The sequence below is a fragment of the Paratractidigestivibacter sp. genome (assembly GCF_052362415.1).
Classification (GTDB): domain Bacteria; phylum Actinomycetota; class Coriobacteriia; order Coriobacteriales; family Atopobiaceae; genus Paratractidigestivibacter.
Genome location: NZ_DAWEMK010000195.1, coordinates 257 through 1886, shown reverse-complemented (window position 1 = coordinate 1886; position 1630 = coordinate 257). Strand labels below are relative to the sequence as shown.

General features: G+C 66.3%; 1 protein-coding gene. It reads left to right on the top strand.

The window, feature by feature from the left end; all coding sequences use genetic code 11:
* Positions 1 to 47: 47 nt before the first annotated feature.
* On the top strand, positions 48 to 1630 hold a 1583-nt coding region (locus ACT84W_RS10835; RefSeq protein ID WP_444329226.1), incomplete at its 3' end, for a DUF2207 domain-containing protein.

Here is a 1630-nt window from a genome sequence, read left to right as displayed (position 1 = left end):
GCTCTATCTGCGCGTTTCTTGCCAGCTCACCGCAGATGGAGAAGCCCATGGACCTTCGCTTCCGCCTCCGTGCCCGCGCGGCCTCGTCGACGTCTTGGATCGCCGTCGCGGCGTTTTTCGCTCTTGTCCTCGCGCTCGTCGCGGCGCCTGCCGCGGCGCTCGCCGACGAATATTCGATTACGCGGGTGAACATCGACGCGACCCTCGACTCCGATGGGGTCCTCACCGTGGCCGAGTCCCGCACCTTCGACTTCGACGGCGATTTCCATGGGGTGTACTGGGACATCCCGAAGGGCGAGAACCCCAGCAACGGTCGCGATGTCGAGCTCACCGTCCTGGCGGCGGGGGAGGGCGACGCGGGCGACCTCCAGGCGTTCACCGAGGGCTACGGCGGCGTCGACGGGACCTACGAGATCAGCGACCGCGGAGACGTCCTTCGGCTCAAGATCTATTCCGCCCATGAGGACGAGCGCGCCACCTTCACCATCGCGTACCGTGCCACGGGCATCGCTACCCGTTGGGACGACACGGGAGAGCTCTACTGGAAGTTCGTCTCGGACGGATGGGACGTCGAGTCCCAGAACGTGATCTGCAACCTGCACCTTCCTGTTCCGGCGGGCGAGTCGGTCAAGCCCGTCGCCAACGTGCGCGCTTGGGGCCACGGCCCCCTGGACGCGGACGTGGCCTTCAACGGCGACGACGTGGTGTTCACGGTTCCCGGCGTGGGCACCGAGGAGTTCGCCGAGATGCGCGTGACGTTCCCGAGGGAGTGGATCGCCGGCTGCGAGGCGACGTCCGGCTCCGAGCTCGAGACCATCCTCAGCGAGGAGCAGACATGGGCTGATAAAGCCAACGCCCGCCGTGCCCGAGCCCGCCTGCTTGTTTGGGGAATCGCCGGGGCAACCGGTGCCCTGGCTGTGGTTACCGTGGTTTACACGGTGTTCGTCCGCCGGCGTTACGCCCAGGACGTGAGGCCCCAGTTCCAGGACAAGTACTTCCGCGACGTGCCGACCGACGACCACCCCGCGGTTCTCGGCGCCCTCGCAAACGGCGGCAAGGCGGAGCCCAAGGAGCTCACCGCGACCCTCATGCGTCTGACCGATCAAGGCGTGGTGCGCCTGGACAAGGTGCGCAGGAAGGTCGGGAGCGGCTGGAGGCAGAAAGAGAAGGACGATTTCCTTCTTACCAAGGTCAAGGGCATGGGAACCGCTCCCGAGGGCGCCGTCATGAGCGACAACGCCACTTGGGCTCGCGCGGTCGACGCCGCCGCCTGCACCTTCATCTTCGGCAAGGTGGCCAAGGCCCGCAACGAGGTGGGCTCGAAGCTCTACCTGTCCAGCGTCGAGCGGACGGCAAAGAAGGAGCCGGAAGCCTATAGCGACGCTTGGAATGCCTGGGCAAGCGTTGTCGAGGGGCGCTATGTCGAGAGGTTCCAAGACGAGGCGATCGAGCGCAAGGGCATGGTGGCCCTCGCCGTGCTCGGCGTATTCGACGTCATGCTTGCCATCGGGTCGTTTGTCCTTGAGGTGTGCGTCTTCGAGTCGCCGCTCGGCATTGGAATTGGGCTTCCGGCGCTTCTGCTGGCTGCGGGCATCGCCGCGGTCGTGTGTGCCGCGACCATGCGCGAGCT